The sequence below is a fragment of the Conexibacter sp. W3-3-2 genome, assembly GCF_009707605.1.
Taxonomy (GTDB): domain Bacteria; phylum Actinomycetota; class Thermoleophilia; order Solirubrobacterales; family Solirubrobacteraceae; genus Paraconexibacter; species Paraconexibacter algicola.
Map to the genome: position 1 here is coordinate 93,124 of NZ_WLYW01000001.1, position 16,861 is coordinate 109,984.

21 protein-coding genes are annotated in these 16,861 nt (G+C 70.5%); 20 read left to right on the forward strand and 1 reads right to left on the reverse strand.

The window, feature by feature from the left end:
- Positions 1–32: 32 nt before the first annotated feature.
- The 6 genes from GKE82_RS00475 to era are packed head-to-tail and all read left to right on the forward strand — an operon-like array spanning position 33 to position 5,112.
- Positions 33–986, forward strand: coding sequence for an alpha/beta hydrolase (locus GKE82_RS00475; RefSeq protein ID WP_154731987.1), 954 nt, complete (start codon positions 33–35; stop codon positions 984–986).
- A 58-nt stretch (positions 987–1,044) separates the two neighbouring features.
- Positions 1,045–2,397 carry an NAD(P)/FAD-dependent oxidoreductase gene (locus GKE82_RS00480; RefSeq protein ID WP_107569967.1) on the forward strand — a complete coding sequence of 451 codons (1,353 nt, stop codon included), beginning with the start codon at positions 1,045–1,047 and terminating at the stop codon, positions 2,395–2,397.
- Positions 2,398–2,405: 8 nt separating this feature from the next.
- Entirely contained in the window at positions 2,406–2,837 is a 432-nt protein-coding gene (locus tag GKE82_RS00485) for a GatB/YqeY domain-containing protein (protein ID WP_107569966.1), read from the forward strand.
- Positions 2,834–3,814, forward strand: coding sequence for a PhoH family protein (locus tag GKE82_RS00490; protein WP_154731989.1), 981 nt, complete (start codon positions 2,834–2,836; stop codon positions 3,812–3,814). The genes GKE82_RS00485 and GKE82_RS00490 overlap by 4 nt, the downstream gene beginning before the upstream one ends.
- Positions 3,815–3,838: 24 nt before the next feature.
- Positions 3,839–4,234, forward strand: coding sequence for an rRNA maturation RNase YbeY (gene ybeY, locus GKE82_RS00495; protein WP_107569964.1), 396 nt, complete (start codon positions 3,839–3,841; stop codon positions 4,232–4,234).
- Positions 4,231–5,112, forward strand: coding sequence for a GTPase Era (gene era / locus GKE82_RS00500; RefSeq protein ID WP_309233295.1), 882 nt, complete (start codon positions 4,231–4,233; stop codon positions 5,110–5,112). Before ybeY ends, era begins: the two co-directional genes overlap by 4 nt.
- Before the next feature lie 3 nt (positions 5,113–5,115).
- Here era and GKE82_RS00505 read toward each other — a convergent pair whose 3' ends face one another.
- Entirely contained in the window at positions 5,116–6,048 is a 933-nt protein-coding gene (locus tag GKE82_RS00505; protein ID WP_196188999.1) for an ArsA-related P-loop ATPase, read from the reverse strand.
- 34 nt (positions 6,049–6,082) lie between these two features.
- Between GKE82_RS00505 and GKE82_RS00510 the strand changes: the two genes are divergently transcribed.
- From GKE82_RS00510 to GKE82_RS00575, 14 genes are all read left to right on the forward strand, one after another.
- Entirely contained in the window at positions 6,083–6,925 is an 843-nt protein-coding gene (locus tag GKE82_RS00510; protein ID WP_154731992.1) for a phytoene/squalene synthase family protein, read from the forward strand.
- Complete coding sequence (locus GKE82_RS00515) at positions 6,889–8,082, forward strand: NAD(P)/FAD-dependent oxidoreductase (protein WP_154731993.1); 1,194 nt, start codon at positions 6,889–6,891, stop codon at positions 8,080–8,082. Before GKE82_RS00510 ends, GKE82_RS00515 begins: the two co-directional genes overlap by 37 nt.
- 17 nt (positions 8,083–8,099) lie before the next feature.
- Positions 8,100–8,705, forward strand: a complete 606-nt coding sequence (gene hisIE, locus GKE82_RS00520) for a bifunctional phosphoribosyl-AMP cyclohydrolase/phosphoribosyl-ATP diphosphatase HisIE (RefSeq protein ID WP_107569959.1) — start codon at positions 8,100–8,102, stop codon at positions 8,703–8,705.
- Positions 8,689–10,179 (forward strand): anthranilate synthase component I, encoded by a 1,491-nt coding sequence (gene trpE / locus GKE82_RS00525; RefSeq protein WP_309233296.1) that lies wholly within the window; start codon positions 8,689–8,691, stop codon positions 10,177–10,179. The genes hisIE and trpE overlap by 17 nt, the downstream gene beginning before the upstream one ends.
- Positions 10,180–10,349: 170 nt before the next feature.
- Complete coding sequence (locus GKE82_RS00530; protein WP_196189000.1) at positions 10,350–10,781, forward strand: type II toxin-antitoxin system RelE/ParE family toxin; 432 nt, start codon at positions 10,350–10,352, stop codon at positions 10,779–10,781.
- 31 nt (positions 10,782–10,812) lie between these two features.
- The gene (locus GKE82_RS00535; RefSeq protein WP_154731995.1) at positions 10,813–11,211 is read left to right on the forward strand and encodes a helix-turn-helix transcriptional regulator; all 399 of its coding nucleotides are present in this window, start codon (positions 10,813–10,815) and stop codon (positions 11,209–11,211) included.
- A gap of 49 nt (positions 11,212–11,260) precedes the next feature.
- The gene (locus GKE82_RS00540; RefSeq protein ID WP_154731996.1) at positions 11,261–11,653 is read left to right on the forward strand and encodes a TIR domain-containing protein; all 393 of its coding nucleotides are present in this window, start codon (positions 11,261–11,263) and stop codon (positions 11,651–11,653) included.
- A 69-nt stretch (positions 11,654–11,722) separates the two neighbouring features.
- On the forward strand, positions 11,723–12,094 hold the full coding sequence (locus tag GKE82_RS00545; RefSeq protein ID WP_230316063.1) for a hypothetical protein: 372 nt from the start codon (positions 11,723–11,725) through the stop codon (positions 12,092–12,094).
- A complete protein-coding gene (locus tag GKE82_RS00550; RefSeq protein ID WP_154731998.1) occupies positions 12,091–12,417 on the forward strand; it encodes a hypothetical protein in 327 nt (108 codons plus the stop codon). The genes GKE82_RS00545 and GKE82_RS00550 overlap by 4 nt, the downstream gene beginning before the upstream one ends.
- Positions 12,418–12,549: 132 nt before the next feature.
- Positions 12,550–13,149 (forward strand): type I restriction-modification system subunit M N-terminal domain-containing protein, encoded by a 600-nt coding sequence (locus tag GKE82_RS30470; RefSeq protein ID WP_154731999.1) that lies wholly within the window; start codon positions 12,550–12,552, stop codon positions 13,147–13,149.
- Positions 13,086–13,376, forward strand: a complete 291-nt coding sequence (locus GKE82_RS27645) for an N-6 DNA methylase (protein ID WP_309233785.1) — start codon at positions 13,086–13,088, stop codon at positions 13,374–13,376. The genes GKE82_RS30470 and GKE82_RS27645 overlap by 64 nt, the downstream gene beginning before the upstream one ends.
- A 93-nt stretch (positions 13,377–13,469) precedes the next feature.
- Positions 13,470–14,795, forward strand: coding sequence for an IS256 family transposase (locus tag GKE82_RS00565; RefSeq protein ID WP_154732000.1), 1,326 nt, complete (start codon positions 13,470–13,472; stop codon positions 14,793–14,795).
- Between the two features lie 58 nt (positions 14,796–14,853).
- Positions 14,854–15,633, forward strand: coding sequence for an N-6 DNA methylase (locus GKE82_RS00570; RefSeq protein WP_309233786.1), 780 nt, complete (start codon positions 14,854–14,856; stop codon positions 15,631–15,633).
- Positions 15,623–16,861, forward strand: a complete 1,239-nt coding sequence (locus GKE82_RS00575; protein ID WP_154732002.1) for a restriction endonuclease subunit S — start codon at positions 15,623–15,625, stop codon at positions 16,859–16,861. Before GKE82_RS00570 ends, GKE82_RS00575 begins: the two co-directional genes overlap by 11 nt.

Here is a 16,861-nt window from a genome sequence, read left to right on the forward strand (position 1 = left end):
ATCCGCGGCGTCGGGCGGGGTAGCATCGCCCCATGGCCCACCCGCGGATCGACACGACCTTCCCGTCCGGCGGCGAGCAGTGCGCCGCCTACGTCTACCGGCCCGAGGACCAGCAGGGCGATGCGCCCTGCGTGGTGATGGGCCACGGCTTCTCCGCCACCCGCGACGACCGGATGCCGGAGTACGCGGAGCGGTTCGCCGCCGCGGGCATGGTCGTCGTGGTGTTCGACTACCGGTACTTCGGGGCGAGCACCGGGGAGCCACGGCAGCTCCTGGACATCGGCAAGCAGCACGAGGACTGGGAGGCGGCGATCGCGTTCGCCCGGCGCCTGGACGGCGTCGACCCCGCCCGGATCGCGCTGTGGGGCTCCTCGTTCAGCGGCGGGCACGCGCAGGCGCTGGCGATCCGCCACGGCGCGACGGGCCCGTCGGCGATCGCCTGCGTGATCGCGCAGGCCCCGTACGTCGACGGCCTCGCGGCGCTGAAGGAGATCCCCCCGGTCAACCTGGCCAAGGCCACCGCCGCCGGGCTCGCCGACCAGGCCGCCGCGCTGCTGGGCCGGTCGCCGAAGATGATGCCGGTGGTCGGGGACCCGGGGAGCTTCGCGCTGCTCACCGCCGCGGAGGCCAAGCCCGGCTTCGAGGCGATCGCCCCGCCGCACTCGCGCTGGCGCAACGAGGTCTGCGCCCGGATCGCGCTGCGGATCGCGCTGTACCGGCCGGGGGCCAAGGCGCAGGACATCCCGTGCCCGATCCTCTACTGCGTCTGCGACGACGACCACACCACGCCGCCCGGTCCCGCGATCGCCGCGGCGGAGAAGGCGCCGTACGGGGAGCTGATCCGCTACCCGATGGGCCACTTCGAGATCTACGTCGGCGACGGCTTCGAGCGGTCCAGCGCCGACCAGGTCGCGTTCCTGCGCCGCCACCTCGGGCTCGGCGAGCCGACCAGCGGCGAGGCGACGGAGGCGGCCGCGCCGGCCTGAGCTTGTGACAGGCTTGTGCGGTTGGCCTCACGGGTAGGAGGAGGCCTATGGTGAGCACATGGCCTGGAACGTCGTCATAGCCGGGGGCGGGTTCGGCGGATTCGCCGCCGCCCGCACCCTCGAGCGCGTCCTGCCGAAGCACAGCGCGCGCATCACGGTCGTCACCGACCAGAACTTCATGCTCTACACGCCGCTGCTCCCGGGCGCGGCGGCGGGCACGCTCGAGCCGCGGCACGTCGTCGTGCCGCTGCGCGAGGAGCTGCGCGAGGGCACCGACCTGCGGCTCGGCCGGGTGACCTCCGCCGACCCGGCGGAGAAGACGATCACCGTGCAATCGGTCCACGGCCGCAGCGAGGTGCTGCCCTACGACCAGCTGATCGTCGCGCTCGGCGCCGTGAACCGCACGCTCCCGGTCCCCGGCCTCGAGGAGCACGCGATGGGCTTCAAGGACCTGCCCGAGGCGATCCGGCTGCGCAACCACGTCATCCGCACGCTCGAGGCGGCGGAGTCGACGGAGGACCCGAGCGAGCGCGCGGCGTGGCTGACCTACGTCTTCGTCGGCGCGGGCTACGCGGGCCTGGAGGGCCTCGCCGAGCTGCAGGACTTCGCGGCCGACGTGCTGGAGCTCTACCCGCGCTGCCGCACGCACGGCATCCGCTGGATCCTCGTCGAGGCCCGCGAGCAGGTCATGCCGGAGATCCAGCGGGACCTCGCGTCGTTCGCCGAGACCGAGCTGCGCAGTCGCGGGATCGAGATCCGGACCTCGACGACGCTCGAGGAGGTCACCGCCGACACGGCGCGCCTGTCCGACGGCGAGGTCGTCCGCACCCGCACGGTGGTGTGGACCGCGGGCGTCAAGCCGGCGCCGGTCGTGGCCGAGCTCGGCCTGCCGCTGGGCAAGGGCGGCCGCATCGAGGTCGACGCGACGATGAAGGTCGCGGGCGTCGACGGCGTCTGGGCGATCGGCGACGCCGCGGGCGTGCCCGACCCGGCCCGCAAGGGCGAGGCCTGCCCGCCGACCGCACAGCACGCGATCCGCCAGGGCCGACGGGTGGCGAAGAACGTCGCCGCGGCGCTCGGCACCGGTCGCGTGCGCCCGTTCACGTTCAAGACGAAGGGCGTCTTCGTCGACATGGGCCGCTACCAGGCGGTGGCGAGCACGATGGGCATCAAGTGGCGCGGGCTGCCCGCCTGGTGGCTGGCGCGCACCTACCACCTGATGGCGATGCCGGGCACGAAGCGCCGTCTGCGGCTGCTGCTGGACTGGAACGTCGGCCTGCTGTTCGGGCGCGACACGTCCGAGCTCGGACGCCTGGGCCACCCGGCCAGACTCGAACCCCCGACCGCCACGAGCGCGCCCGCGCCCGACACCGCGTCCGCGACCGAGGAGCCGTCCGGACCGGGCGTATGATCGGTCCCGTGCCGGTCGCCGACACCGTCAAGCAGGACCTCGTCACCGCCATGAAGGCGGGCGACAAGGAGCGGGTCGCCGCGCTGCGGATGGTGCTGAGCGAGCTGCAGAAGGCCGCCAAGGAGGGTGGGGACGACGAGACCACGGTGCTGCGCCGCGAGCGCAAGCGCCGCGTCGAGTCGGCCACCGCCTTCCGGGACGCCGGCCGTGAGGAGCTGGCCGCCGCCGAGGAGGCGGAGGCGCAGATCATCACGGCCTATCTCCCCGCGGAGCTGGACGACGACCGCCTGCGCGAGATCGCGCGGGAGGCCGTCGCGGAGGTCGGAGCCACGTCCCCGAAGGACATGGGGCTGGTGATGAAGGCCGCCATGGCGCGCGTCGCGGGCCAGGCGGACGGCAAGCGGGTGTCCACCATCGTGCAGGAGGTCCTGAGGACTTGAGGCGTCAGATCGAAGTGTCCAACGAGGTCGCGGCCGCGCTGAGCGGCAGCGGGGATCAGATCCTCCGAGCGCTCGAGGGGCACGTCGACTGCGACGTCTTCCTGCGCGGGAACCTCATCACGCTCGACGGCGACGCCGAGGCGCTGGCCGCGGCGACGACCGTGGTGCGCGAGCTCGACGAGCTGGTCAAGCACGGGCACGAGATCGGACCTGGCACCATCCGGACGGTGAGCAACGCGCTGGAGCAGCACGAGTCGCCGTCGGCGGTCCTGGAGGACGTCGTCTGGCGTCACCGGTCGCGGAAGTTCGCGCCGAAGACCGTGACGCAGAAGCGCTACGTCGACTCGATCCGGCAGAACACGGTGACCTTCGGCGTCGGCCCGGCCGGCACCGGCAAGACGTTCCTCGCGGTCGCCGCGGCGGCGGCGGCGCTGCACCGGCGCGAGATCAGCCGCATCATCCTCACGCGCCCCGCGGTCGAGGCCGGTGAGCGCCTGGGCTTCCTGCCCGGCGACCTGATGGCGAAGATCGACCCGTACCTGCGCCCGCTATTCGACGCGCTCCACGACATGATGGAGCCGGAGAAGGTGACCGCCCACCTCGAGAAGGGCGTCATCGAGGTCGCGCCGCTGGCGTTCATGCGCGGCCGCACGCTCAACGACTCGTTCGTGATCCTCGACGAGGCACAGAACACGACGCCCGAGCAGATGAAGATGTTCCTCACGCGGCTGGGCTTCAACTCGAAGATGGTCATCACCGGCGACGTCACCCAGGTCGACCTGCCGCGCGAGCACCAGTCCGGCCTGATCGCGGTGGGGGACATCCTCACCGACGTCGACGGCATCGACTTCATCCGCTTCGGCGGCGAGGACGTCGTGCGCCACCGGCTCGTGCAGCGGATCGTCGAGGCGTACGCCGACCACGCCGAGCGCCAGGCCCCGGGCCTGCGCCCGGCCACGGACCGCAAGCGCGCCTAGGCGCGCGGACGGCGACGAGCGCACGTGCTGGAGGTCGAGGTGATCGGTGGTGAGCGGCTGGTGACGAAGCTGCCGCCCCCGGAGATCGAGCGGCTGGCGGGCCTCGCCGCCGGCTCCGCGGGGATCGAGCACGGCCACCTGGCCGTGACGTTCGTCGACGCGCAGCGGATCGCGGAGCTCAACCGCGAGCACCGCGGCAAGGACGGGCCGACCGACGTCCTGAGCTTCCCGGTCGACGAGCTCGAGGACATCCCGGGTCCGCCGGAGTCGCGCGAGCTCGGCGACGTGGTGATCTGCCCGGAGCACACCGTCGACCTGCGTGAGGCGGTCGTCCACGGGGTGCTGCACCTGACGGGCATGGACCACGAGACCGACCACGGCGAGATGCTCGCGGTGCAGGCGGAGATCCTCAGCTGGTGACCCGCTCGGGGTTCGTCGCGATCGCCGGTCGGCCCAACGTCGGCAAGTCGACGCTCGTCAACGCGCTCGTGGGCCGGAAGATCGCGATCGTCTCCGACAAGGCGCAGACGACCCGCCGCGCGATCCGCGGGGTCGTCACGCACGAGGACACGCAGCTCGTCCTCACCGACCTGCCCGGGGTGCAGCGGCCGCGCGACACGCTGACCGAGCGGATGCAGCGCCGCGTCGAGCAGGAGCTCGGCGAGAGCGACGCGGCGCTGATGGTCCTCAACGCGGTCGAGGGCGTCGGGCCCGGCGACCGCTTCATCGCCGCGGCGCTGCGCGGTGCGAAGGTCCCGGTCGTCGTCGCGGTCAACAAGCTCGACCGCTGCGACCGCACGAAGGTCGTCACGACGCTGAAGGACGCGGAGGACCTCGGCATCGCCGACGACATCTTCCCGATCAGCGCGCACAAGGGCGACGGGGTCGTGGCGCTGCTGGAGCACCTGCGCGGCCTGATGCCCGAGGGCCCGTTCTACTTCTCCCCCGAGGAGACCTCCGACCAGGCCGAGCACGTGCTGCTCGCCGAGCTCGTCCGCGAGCAGGTGCTGCGCCGCACCCGCCAGGAGGTGCCGCACGCGGTCGAGGTCGTGATCGACGACATCTTCCAGGAGCGCGACGACTTCGTCCGCGTCCGGGCGCTCATGTGGGTGGAGACCGAGTCCCAGAAGGGCATCCTCATCGGGACCGGCGGGAAGATGATCAAGGCGATCGGCACGAAGGCCCGCAAGGAGCTCGAGCGCGAGATGGGCATGCAGGTCCACCTCGACCTCACCGTGCGCGTGCGGCACGGCTGGCGTGGCGACGACCGCCTCCTGGACCGGCTCGGGATCGAGTAGCGCTCAGCCCTCGAGCCGCCGGCCGAGCTCGTCGGAGAGCGCCTGCACGTCCTCGAGGTGCAGCTCGGGGGAGCTGACGAACGGCAGCGTGCTGACCGGGGCGGAGGCGTGCTTGCGCAGCCGACGCAGCTGCGACTGCTGCTCGCGGACGCGGCCCGCCTGGCCGAGCGTGGCGCGGCGCACGGCCTCGGGGACCGCGCCGTCGGCCGCCGCGAGCGCCTCGAGCTCCTCGCCGGCGAAGCGGCGCGGCAGGACGGCGTTGACGACGACGTGGTCGAGCGTGCGGCCGACGGCGTCGTGCAGCAGCCCGTCGAGCTCGATCGTCTCGGTGACCGGGAGCTCGCCGGGCAGCGCGACCGCCACGTAGGCGCTGGCCGCCGGGTCCTTCAGGGTGCGGGTGACGAGGTCCGCCTGGGTGGCGACGGGGCCGATCCCGCGGGTCACGCCGGACATCGTGGCGGGGGCGCGCAGGAGGCCGATGCCGTGCCCGGAGGCGGGCGCGTCGACGATCACGTGGTCGTAGCCGGCGGCCTTGCGGTCCCACCGCTCGTCCTGGCCGAGCTCCCAGGTCTTGGCGATCGTCAGCACCTCGCGCGCGCCCGGGGCCGCCGCCACGAAGTACTGGAACGCGTTGGAGCGCGCCAGGACCTGGGTGAGCGAGCGCGAGCCGAGCTGGCGGCCGATCCACTCCTCGATCGTGAGCATCGGGTCGACGGAGGTCTGGAAGAGGCCGTCGGCGAGCCGGACCTCGTCGCCGGGGGCCCCGGCCGCGACGCCGAAGAGCCCCGGCAGGCGCTGGGACGCGCCGACCTCGCAGACGATGGTGCGGCCGCCGCGGCGGGCGCAGAGCAGGCCGAGCGCGGCCGCGACGGTCGTCTTGCCGACGCCGCCCTTGCCGGTCACGACGATGAGGGAGCGGTCCAGGAGATTGGTCATCCGTGTTGCGTGACCATACGTAGCCCGCGGTAACGTGGACGACATCACCGCCACCGACCCCGCGCTCCGCCAGGCCTACGCCCGCTGCCGGCGGCTGCAGCGCCGCCACGATCCGACCTTCTACGTGGCGACGAGCTGCCTGCCGCGCCGGACCCGTCCGGCGGTCCACGCGCTCTACGGCTTCGTCCGCGGCGCCGACGAGCTGGTCGACGGCCCCGGCGCCCCGCAGGACCCCGAGGAGCGCCGCCGCGCGCTGGACCGCTGGGAGCAGACGCTGCGCGAGGGCGTCGTCGCCGGCCGCAGCGAGCACCCGGTCATCGCGGCGCTCGTGGACGCGGCGCAGCGCGTCGAGCTGCCGCTGGAGCAGCTCGGCCCCTACATGGACTCGATGCGCGTGGACTGCGGGCCGGTCCGCATCCCGGACGGCGCGGCGCTCGACCGCTACATGGACGGCAGCGCCGCCGCGGTCGGCCGCCTGATGACGCCGCTGCTGGAGGCGCCCGCGGAGCTGCGCGAGGAGATCGCCGCGCTCGGCATCGCGTTCCAGCTCACGAACTTCGTCCGCGACGTCGCCGAGGACTGGACGCTCGACCGCGTCTACCTGCCGGGCCTGCCGGAGGAGGACCTCGCCCGCGGGCTCGTGACCGACCGCGTCCGCGAGACCGTCGCCCGCGACGTGTCGCGGGCCCGGGCGCTGTTCGCGCGCACCGCCGCGGTCGCCGACGAGCTGCGGCCCGCGATGCGTCCCGGCGTCCGCGTCGCGCGCGCCGTATACCTGCGGGTGCTCGACCGCATCGAGGCGCGCAACTTCGACGTGCTGCGCCCGGGCGCGGGGTCGCTGTGGCCGACGCTGCCCTCGCCGCGGGGCGCGACGTGACGGTCCGTCGCACCGCCCGCGGCGCCGAGCGCACCCCGCTGGGCGACGAGCGGCCCGACGTCCTGATCTGCGGCGCGAGCTTCGCGGGCCTGGCGGTCGCCCGGGCGCTGACGGGCAGCGGCGCCGACGTCCTGGTGATCGACCGCTACGAGATCGGCGAGCGCGCCACGAGCGCCTGCGCCGCGCCGACCCCGTGGCTCGAGGCGATGGGCCTGCAGGACGCGGTCCTGCAGGAGCTGCCGTACATGTCGTTCACCACCCCGCACGGCAGCGTCCGGTACCGGCTGCCGTGGTCGTGGTCCTCGTTCGACTACCGGCGCCTGTGCGAGCTGCTGTTCGCCCAGACCGACGCGCGGTTCGTCACCGCGAAGGTGGAGCGGCGCGAGCCGCACGCCGGCGGTGACGCCGACCACGTCGTCCACACCGACCGCGGCACGATCCGCAGCCCGCTGGTCGTCGACGCGCTCGGCTGGCGGCGCGTGCTGTCGTGCGCGGAGCCCGCGATCCAGCCGCCCGACGCGTACCTGTCGCGCGGCCTGGAGGTCCACCCGCACCGTACGCACGCCCACGGCGACGCGCTGGACTGCTGGGTCGAGCGCGGCCTGATCCGTCGCGGCTACGGCTGGCGCGTGCCGGCCGGCGAGGAGGTCCGGGTGGGGGTCGGCAGCTACGAGCCGCGCGATCACGTCAAGGAGCCGACCGTCCGGCTGGCGGAGCGCTTGGGCGACGAGCAGGTCCGCTACCAGGGCAACTGGTTCCCGCACCGCCTGCGCGACGCGACCGAGGACGGCGTGTTCTTCTGCGGCGACAGCGCCGGGCACTGCTTCCCGCTGTCCGGTGAGGGGATCCGCACCGCCTTCCACTTCGGGCTCGCCGCCGGCCGCGAGCTGCGCGAGGTGCACGCCGGCCGGCGCCGCCGCGAGGACGCGCTGGCGCGCTACCACGCCTTCAGCGCCGGGCACGGCCGCGCGTACCGGATCGCGTTCGCGCTGCAGCGCCTGGTCCCGGCGCTGCCGCCGCGGGTGCTGGCGCTCGTGCTGCGCGTGCTCGACCGGCCGAAGCGGATCGACCGCGCGTTCGGCTGGTACCTGGAGCAGGCGCCGCCGTCGGCGGTCGGCGAGCTGCCGCGCCCCGCGGCGCACGCGACGGCGGTCTGAGCGCCGTCGTTCGTAGACTGCGGCGCGTGGACATCGCCTTCGACGCAGCCGGCCTCGTCCCCGTCGTCATCCAGGACTGGAACACGGGGGAGGTGCTCACGCTCGCCTACGCCAACGCGCTGGCGATCGAGAAGACCCGGGAGACCGGGGAGCTGCACCTGTGGTCGCGCTCCCGTGACGAGCTCTGGCACAAGGGCGCGACCTCCGGGAACGTCCAGAAGGTCCGGGCGCTGCGCCTGGACTGCGACGGCGACGCGCTGCTCGCGCTCGTCGAGCCGGCCGGCCCTGCCTGCCACACCGGGGCGCGCACGTGCTTCCACGAGGGCGAGACCGACCTGCTGGCGCCGCACGAGGTGCTGCCCGACCTCGAGCGGGTGCTCGCGCAGCGCAAGGCGGAGCGCCCCGCGGGCTCGTACACGGTGACGCTGCTCGACGATCCGGCGCTGGCCGGCGAGAAGGTGCAGGAGGAGGCCGAGGAGGTCACCCGCGCCGCGCGCGAGGAGACCGACGACCGTGTCGACAACGAGGCGGCCGACGTGCTCTACCACCTGCTCGTGCTGCTGGCGGGCCGCGACCGCGTGCTCGGCGACGTGCAGGAGGTGCTGCGTGAGCGCCGCGGCTGACGCGTTCGCCGACCTGCCGGTCGCGCCGTCGCTGGACGAGGTCCGCGCGCTGAGCGCCGACCACAACCTCGTCCCGCTGCGCCACACGTTCATCGACGACCTCGAGACGCCGGTCTCCGCGTTCCTGAAGCTGCGCGGGGAGACGCCCGAGTCCCCGGGCTTCCTGCTGGAGAGCGCCGAGCAGGGCCAGCGGGTGGGCCGCTACTCGTTCATCGGCGTGCGACCCCGGTCGGTGCTGCGCTGGTCGCTGGGCGAGGAGGGCGACCCGTACGCGCTGGCCGAGCAGGAGGTCGCGCGCTGGCGCCAGGCGCCGCTGCCGGACCTGCCGCCGTTCGCGGGCGGGGCGGTCGGCTACTTCGGCTACGACCTCGTCCGCACGGTCGAGACCACGCTGGGCGATCCCAACCCCGACGAGGTCGGCCTGCCCGACATGGCGCTGATGCTCAGCGACGTGCTCGTGGTGTTCGACCACCTCAAGCACACGCTGACGATCCTCGTGAACGTGTACGCGGAGGACGGGGAGGACGTCGCGTCCGCCTACGAGGACGCGCGGGCGACGATCGCGAAGGTCCGGCGGCTGCTGGCCGGCCCGGTCCCGGTGCCCGCCGCCAACCGGGCCGCGCGCGAGGTCCCGCAGTTCACCTCCAACCACGAGCGCGCCGAGTTCGAGGCGACCGTCGCGCGGATCGTCGAGTACGTCCACGCGGGGGACGCCTTCCAGGTGGTGCCGTCGCAGCGCTGGAGCGCGGACATCGACATCGACCCGTTCAGCGTCTACCGCGGCCTGCGGGTCGTGAACCCGTCGCCGTACATGTACTACCTGGACTTCCTCGACTTCCAGATCGCGGGCGCGAGCCCGGAGCCGCTGCTGACGGTCAGCGGCCGCCGGGTGTCGACGCGCCCGATCGCCGGCACGCGCCCGCGCGGCGCGACCGCGGAGGAGGACGCGCAGATCGCCGCCGGCCTGCTCGAGGACGAGAAGGAGCGGGCCGAGCACGTGATGCTCGTGGACCTCGGCCGCAACGACCTCGGGCGCGTGAGCGAGTTCGGGAGCGTGAACGTCGACGACTTCATGGTCGTGGAGACCTACTCGCACGTCATGCACATCGTCTCCAACGTGTCGGGGACGCTGCGCGAGGACGTCGGCGCGATGGACGCGCTGCGCTCGGTCCTGCCCGCCGGGACCCTGAGCGGCGCGCCGAAGGTCCGGGCGATGGAGATCATCGACGAGCTCGAGCCGGTCAAGCGCGGCGGCTACGGCGGCGCGATCGGCTGGCTCTCCTACACCGGGGACCTCGACACCTGCATCCACATCCGCACCGTCGTGATGAAGGACGGGCGGGCGCACATCCAGGCCGGTGGCGGCACGGTCGCCGACGCCCTGCCGGAGTACGAGTACGAGGAGTCCGTCAACAAGGCCCGCGGCGTCAAGGCCGCCATCGAGCTGGCCGCCGAGCAACCCGACTGGCCATGAGCATGCGCGTCCTCGTCGTGGAGCGTTTGACGAACTCGTAGAGCCCGCTACGACGGGCGTTCCGCGAGGGCCAGCGAGCGAACTGCACACCTGCCCCCACGGAAACTGCACACAGCGCGACCAGGTTGGAGGAACCGGCGCGACGCCGCCCACACGGGCATGATCCTCCTGTGGGTTGGACCCAGGCGATCTACTACCGCGATGCGGACGGTGTCGAGCCGGTCGACGTCTTCATTGACGAGCTGGACTCCGCGCTGGCGGCAGCGAAGATCGACGACGCGATCGAGGAGCACCTCAACGGCCAGCCGGAGGACGCACCGCCGCCTCCGTTCCCGATCACGTCGCAGATCGAGGGGCCGCTGCGCGAGTTGCGTGTGCGCTTCGCCCGGACGCACTACCGGGTGTTGTACCAGCGCTCGCACAACCTGATCGTCCTGCTGCACGCGTTCGAGAAGCGCACCGGCCAGGTCTCAGAGCAGGACAAGACTACGGCCAAGGATCGGATGGCCGACTACCTGGAAGCGATGAACGCAACTCCGAAGCGCAAGCCGCGAGCGGCGGGGCATGACGCCCCGCCAAAGACACGATCGGTGGAAAGGTGACGACTCTTACCTGATCGGGTAAGCTCCTCTCATGCGTCGCCTGGCTTCCGACACGCCCCCTACTCGTGCTCAGGGCCGCACGGCTGCTGAGGGCGCCCGCTCGCGCGCCGAGCGCGATCCCGCCTATCGCGAGGCCCGAGCCGAGTACGCCGCCATCCGCGAGCTGGCCAAGCAATACCCGGTGGCCGCGCACATCCGCGAGCGCCGCTACGAGCTGGGCATGACCCAGCAGCAGGTGGCCGAGGCGGTCGGGACTTCGCACTCGTTCATCTCCCGGGTTGAGGGAGGCCACCTGCCGGGACTGCCGGTCTTGCAGCGCATCCTCGCCGTGCTCGACGAGGACTTCGAGCTGACGATCGTCGAACGGGTGAGCGTCGACGAGGAGCCCCAGCGCTCGACGATCCGCCTGCCTGACCTCGTCGCGTCCTGAGTCTGGCGCGTGTCTGGCGACGTCCGCCGGACACGCCACCATGTTCGGCATGGCAACCAAGGTCCGGCTCTTCATCTCGTACGACTACGACAACGACGCTTTCTTGAAGGAGGCGCTCGTCGAGCAGTCGAAGAAGCCGGACTCGCCGTTCGAGTTCACGGACGCGAGCGTCAAGGCGCACCTGACCGGCGACTGGAAGGACAAGGTCAAGGGCCGGATTGACCGAGCCGACCAGGTCGCCGTCATCTGCGGCAAGAACACGGACAAGGCGACGGGCGTCGCCGCCGAGGTGACGATCGCTCAGGACTTGGAGAAGCCGTACTTCCTGCTCGCCGGGTACAGCGACGGCGGGAACAAGAAGCCCGCCACGGCCCTCTCCGCGGACAAGATGTACAAGTGGACCTGGGAGAACTTGAAGGACCTCATCGCCGGGGCTCGGTAGATGGCGGCGTCTTCTACGCCGCCCGCGCCACCTCCGCTGCCGGAGGGGCTTCTCGACCAGTACAAGCTCATGGCTGAGATGTCGGACCGCCTCTCGGCCCGGCGTGGGCTCGCCAACTCGTTCTTCCTCACCGTCGAGAGCGCGCTCGTGGCGACGGTGACGCTCGCCGACAAGCGGACGTGGCCGATCGCCGTGGCCGGGATCATCGTCGCCGTCGCGTGGTTCCGTCTGCTGCGCAGCTACAAGACGCTCAACGGGGCGAAGTTCGACGTCATTCACGCGATGGAGGCACGGCTGCCGGTACAGCCGTTCAAGGACGAGTGGGACATCCTCGACAGGCCGGGACAGAAGCTCTGGCAGCGGTACACGGCGCTCTCCACGATCGAGCAGACCGTCCCGCTCGTCTTCATCGGCCTCCACGGCATCCTGCTCGCGACGTGAACGGAAGCGACGCGAGCGTGACCGAGCCAACGTACGTCGATACCCTCGCAGCCCGCATCCGGGAGGCGACGCCGAGCGACCTCATTCCCGACGACGCTGGGGAGAGCGAGGTTCGACAGCTCTTCCGCCTCTACGCGCTGCTCGCTCTTGTCCGGGGGCGAGACGTCAGCGCCGCGGACGTCCACGATGCGTGGTCCGTCTGGATGCTGGGGCGTGGGGAGGGCGACCACGAGTCCATCGTCCCCTTCGTCGCTCTCGACGACGCGGCGCAAGAGCAGGACGACCCGTTCGTCCGCGCGATCCGCGCTGCTGTCGCTGGCTGAAACCGCCATTTCGGCAGCGTCAGAACTGATTGCGAGCGGGCGACTCACACAGCGCATACGCTTCGTTGTGCCCATAGAAACCCGCTAGCAAGGGCTTGCGCGACGCACTCTCATCGCGTGAGTAATGACTACGTGTCCGACCTGCCCGATCCGTCAGCCCTGTGGAAGTCCGCCGACCTCCTGCGAGGAAGCGTCGACGCCGCCGAGTACAAGCACCTCGTGCTCGGCCTCCTCTTCTTGAAGTACGTCTCGGAGAGCTTCGAGCAACACCGCGAGAAGCTCGAAGCCGAGTTGAGCGACCCAGCCAGCGACGACTACATCGCTGACGAGGACGCTCGCCAGGAGCAGATCGAGGACCGCGACGAGTACCAGGGCAGCAATGTCTTCTTCGTCCCGCTGGGCGCTCGGTGGAGCGCCGAGAGCGACGACCCGGCCAAGCTCGGGCTGTTGCAGGCCGCATCGCTCCCGGGGCTCGGCCAGCGCATCGACACCGCCTTCGAGCTGATCGAGAAGGAGAACGAGACGCTCAAAGGCGTCTGCCGAAGATCTACGCGCGGGCGCCGCTCTCCTCGGAGCGTCTCGGCAGCCTCGTCGAGACGATCGGCAACATCCCGTTCGAGTCGACGAGCGAGGCGCGCGACTACCTCGGCCGGGCCTACGAGTACTTCATCTCCCGCTTCGCCGCCGCCGAGGGCAAGGGCGCTGGCGAGTTCTACACGCCTCAGTCGGTGACGCAGCTCCTCGTCGAGATGCTCGAACCGTACGAGGGCCGCATCTTCGATCCGGCCTGTGGCTCGTGCGGCCTCTTCATCCAGTCGGCCCGTTTCCTCGAAGAGCACGGCAAGTCGCCCAACCAGCTCACGATCTACGGCCAGGAGATGAACCAGGCGACGTGGCGTCTCGGGCAGATGAACCTCGCCATCCACGGGCTCAACGGGAGGTTGTCCCGTAGCTCGTAGAACTTTGTAGGTGGCGGTCCTTCCCGCCTCGTCCGCTTCCGTTGGGAGCGTGGCGAGTGCGAAGTCATCCACGACGAGGAAGGAAGAACCGCCATGAGGAACGTAGAGCAGGGCCGCGACGACCGCGAACTTGCGCTGCCCCCGGCTGTGCAGGAAGCGCTCGGCGAGCTCGTGAACGCTGCGAAGGACGGGCTGCTGGCCCTGTCGGTCGGGGTCGGGCTCGGCGTGCTGGACACACTGATGGAAGAGGAGGTCACCGAGGTCGTCGGACCGAAGGGCCGACGTGACCCGGACCGTGTCGCGGTTCGTCACGGCCATGAAGCGGGCGAGGTCACGCTCGGCGGCCGGCGCGTCGGCGTGCAACGCCCGAGGGTGCGGGCCGCCGACGGCAGCGGCGAGATCCGTCTTCAGACCTATGCGCACTTCGCCGACCGCGACCCGCTCACCCGGGTCGTGCTCGAGCAGATGCTCGCCGGCGTCTCGACCCGGCGGTTCGCCAGGACCCGCGAGCCGGTCGGCGAGCACGTGACCGCGGCCGAGCGGTCGACCTCCAAGAGCGCGGTCAGCCGCGAGTTCGTCGGCCGCACGACCGAGCACCTGCGCGCCCTCATGAGCCGCGACCTCGGCGATGTCCGGCTGGCGGCGCTGATGCTCGACGGGATCGAGCTGAAAGGGCGCTGTTGCGTCGTCGCGCTGGGCGTCACGACCGACGGGGTGAAGGTCCCGCTCGGCCTCTGGGACGGCTCTACGGAGAACGCCACGGTCGCCCGCCATCTGCTCGCCGACTTGGTCGACCGCGGCCTCGATCTCGACCAGGGCGTCCTCGTCGTCCTCGACGGCGGCAAGGCGCTCCGATCGGCGGTCGACCAGGTCCTCGGCCCGGTCCCGGTGCAGCGGTGCATCCGTCACAAGGAGAGAAACGTCCTGGACCACCTCCCCGAGCAGGATCGCGACCTCGTCAAGCGCAGGTTGCGCACCGCTTGGAAGCAGTCGAACTACGAGCTCGCGCTCGACGGCCTCAACCGGCTCGCCGACGAGCTCACGCGGTCGCATCCCGGGGCGGCCACGTCGCTGCGGGAGGGCCTCCCGGAGACGCTGACCCTGCAGCGGCTCGGCTGCCACGAACAGCTGCGCCGCACGCTCGCCAGCACGAACCCGATCGAGTCGATGATCGAGTTCGTCCGGCGCACCTCGAGGAACGTGAAGCGCTGGCAGTCGGGCGACATGTGCCTCAGATGGACCGCCGCCGGCATGCTCGAAGCCGAGCAGCAGTTCCGCAAGATCATCGGCGTCGACCACCTCGCCAACCTCACCCTCGCCGTCGAACGAGACCTCGCCGAACGCCGCGCGACAGCCACGCCACCGACCCCGTCCACCACGACCCCCGAGCCGGCCGCTACGCTCGCACACGCTCACTGATCACCGGACCGCCACCGAGAAGTTCCACGGCGAACGGGACATCCTCCTCAACGGCACCATCAAGTACACCGAGAACGGGTCGCTGCTCGATGACGCCTTCTCGAACATGAAGATGGACTTCGTCCTCGCCAACCCGCCCTTCAACCAGGACCCGTGGGGCGCGGGCGCGGTCAAGGACGACGTCCGCTGGAAGTACGGCACGCCGCCTGACTCGAACGCCAACTACGCGTGGATGCAGCACTTCCTCCACCACCTCGCGCCGAACGGCCGTGCGGGCTTCGTCATGGCGAACGGTTCCATGACGACGACCGCCCACAACGAGGGTGACATCCGCAAGGGCCTGATCGAAGACGACGTCGTCGACTGCATCGTCGCGCTCCCGCCCCAGCTCTTCTTCTCGACTGGCATCCCGGTCTGCTTGTGGTTCTTCGACCGGGACAAGGCTTCATCGGGCGAGCGGGATCGTCGCGGGGAGATCCTCTTCATTGACGCGCGGCAGATGGGGGAGGCCGTCAGCCGAAAGCAGATCCGACTGTCGGACGAAGACGTCGCTGAGATCGCTCGGACGTACCACGCCTGGCGAGGACAGCCCGAGGCGGGAGAGTATGAAGACCGTCCGGGGTTCTGCCGTGCCGCCACCCTCGAACAGGTCGAAGCTCAGGGGTTTGGCCTGTCACCAGGGCGCTACGTCGGTGCCGCGGAGACCGTAGATGACGAGGTTGCCTTCGAGACGCGCATGATCGAATTGATCGAGCGCCTGTCCTTGGATCTCTCTCTCGCTGACGAATTGACCGCAGAAGTGAGAAGCGCACTGGGGGCCGTCGGCTATGACGTCTGATAACGCGACGTCGTGGACGACTTATGTCGTTGCCGATCTGATCGCAGACGGGAGCCTAATCATCGGTGATGGGTACCGCGCGAAGAACAGCGAAATGGCCGCCGAGGGCCTCCCGTTCGCGAGGGCTGGGAACATTCGTGGTGGGATCAATGTCGACGGTGCTGATCTGCTCTCGACTTCAAGCGTCGAACGCGCGGGCGGAAAGGTGAGTCAACCTGGGGACGTGATCTTCACCTCGAAGGGAACCGTCGGTCGGTTCGCGTTCGTTCGAGACGACGATCCGCAGGTCGTCTACTCGCCGCAAGTATGTTTTTGGAGAAGCGCCGCACCGGATCTGATCGACTCGGAATTCCTCTACTACTGGATGCACGGCCCAGACTGTCTTCGCCAGTTCAACGCGTTGAAGGGTCAAACGGACATGGCCGATTACATCAGCTTGCGTGACCAAGCCACGATCACTGTTCGGCTTCCGCCGCTCGTAGAACAGCGACGAATTGCCGGTGTCCTTGGTGCGCTCGACTCAAAGGTTCGTGCTGAGGCGAGGCTTAGCGACCGACTGCTGGAAACAGCCGCCCACATGTTCGCCGGGGTTGTGGAGGAAGCCCGCGCCAGCGGAGCAACCGCGGTGCCTGCGAGTCATCTCATCGACATCAACCCAAAGGTAGTCATCAAGAAGGGGCAGCCCACACCCTTCCTGGAAATGGCCGCAACAGACCCTTGGGCGGTTCGGCCAAGGTCCATCGGCTCACGACCTTTCTCGGGGGGCAGCAAGTTCGAACCCGGCGACACCTTGCTTGCAAAGATCACGGGATGCATCGAACACGGGAAAGGTGGGTTCGTCGACTATTTGCCTGGACCGGCGGCTGGCTCTACCGAGTTCCTGGTGCTTCGTGCAGGAGACCGCCTCACCCCGGAGTCCGTTTTCTTGATTTCGCGTTGGCCTTCGGTTCGAGAGCATCTGATCCGCCATATGGTGGGCTCTTCGGGCCGACAACGAGTCCCGCCCGATGCGTTCGAGACCCTTGAATTGACGGTTCCCGAAACGCTCTCCGTGTGGTCAGGCGAAGCCGCATTCATTGAGGCTGCATTTGCACGCAGTAAGGCTGCGTGGGACCTGGCTCGGCACCATTCCGCAATCCGTGACGAGCTAGTACCGAAGCTTGTGACCGGGGGGCTGCGTGTCTCGGAGGACTACGACCCCGATGCCGCTTCGGCGTTCGTGGGATAG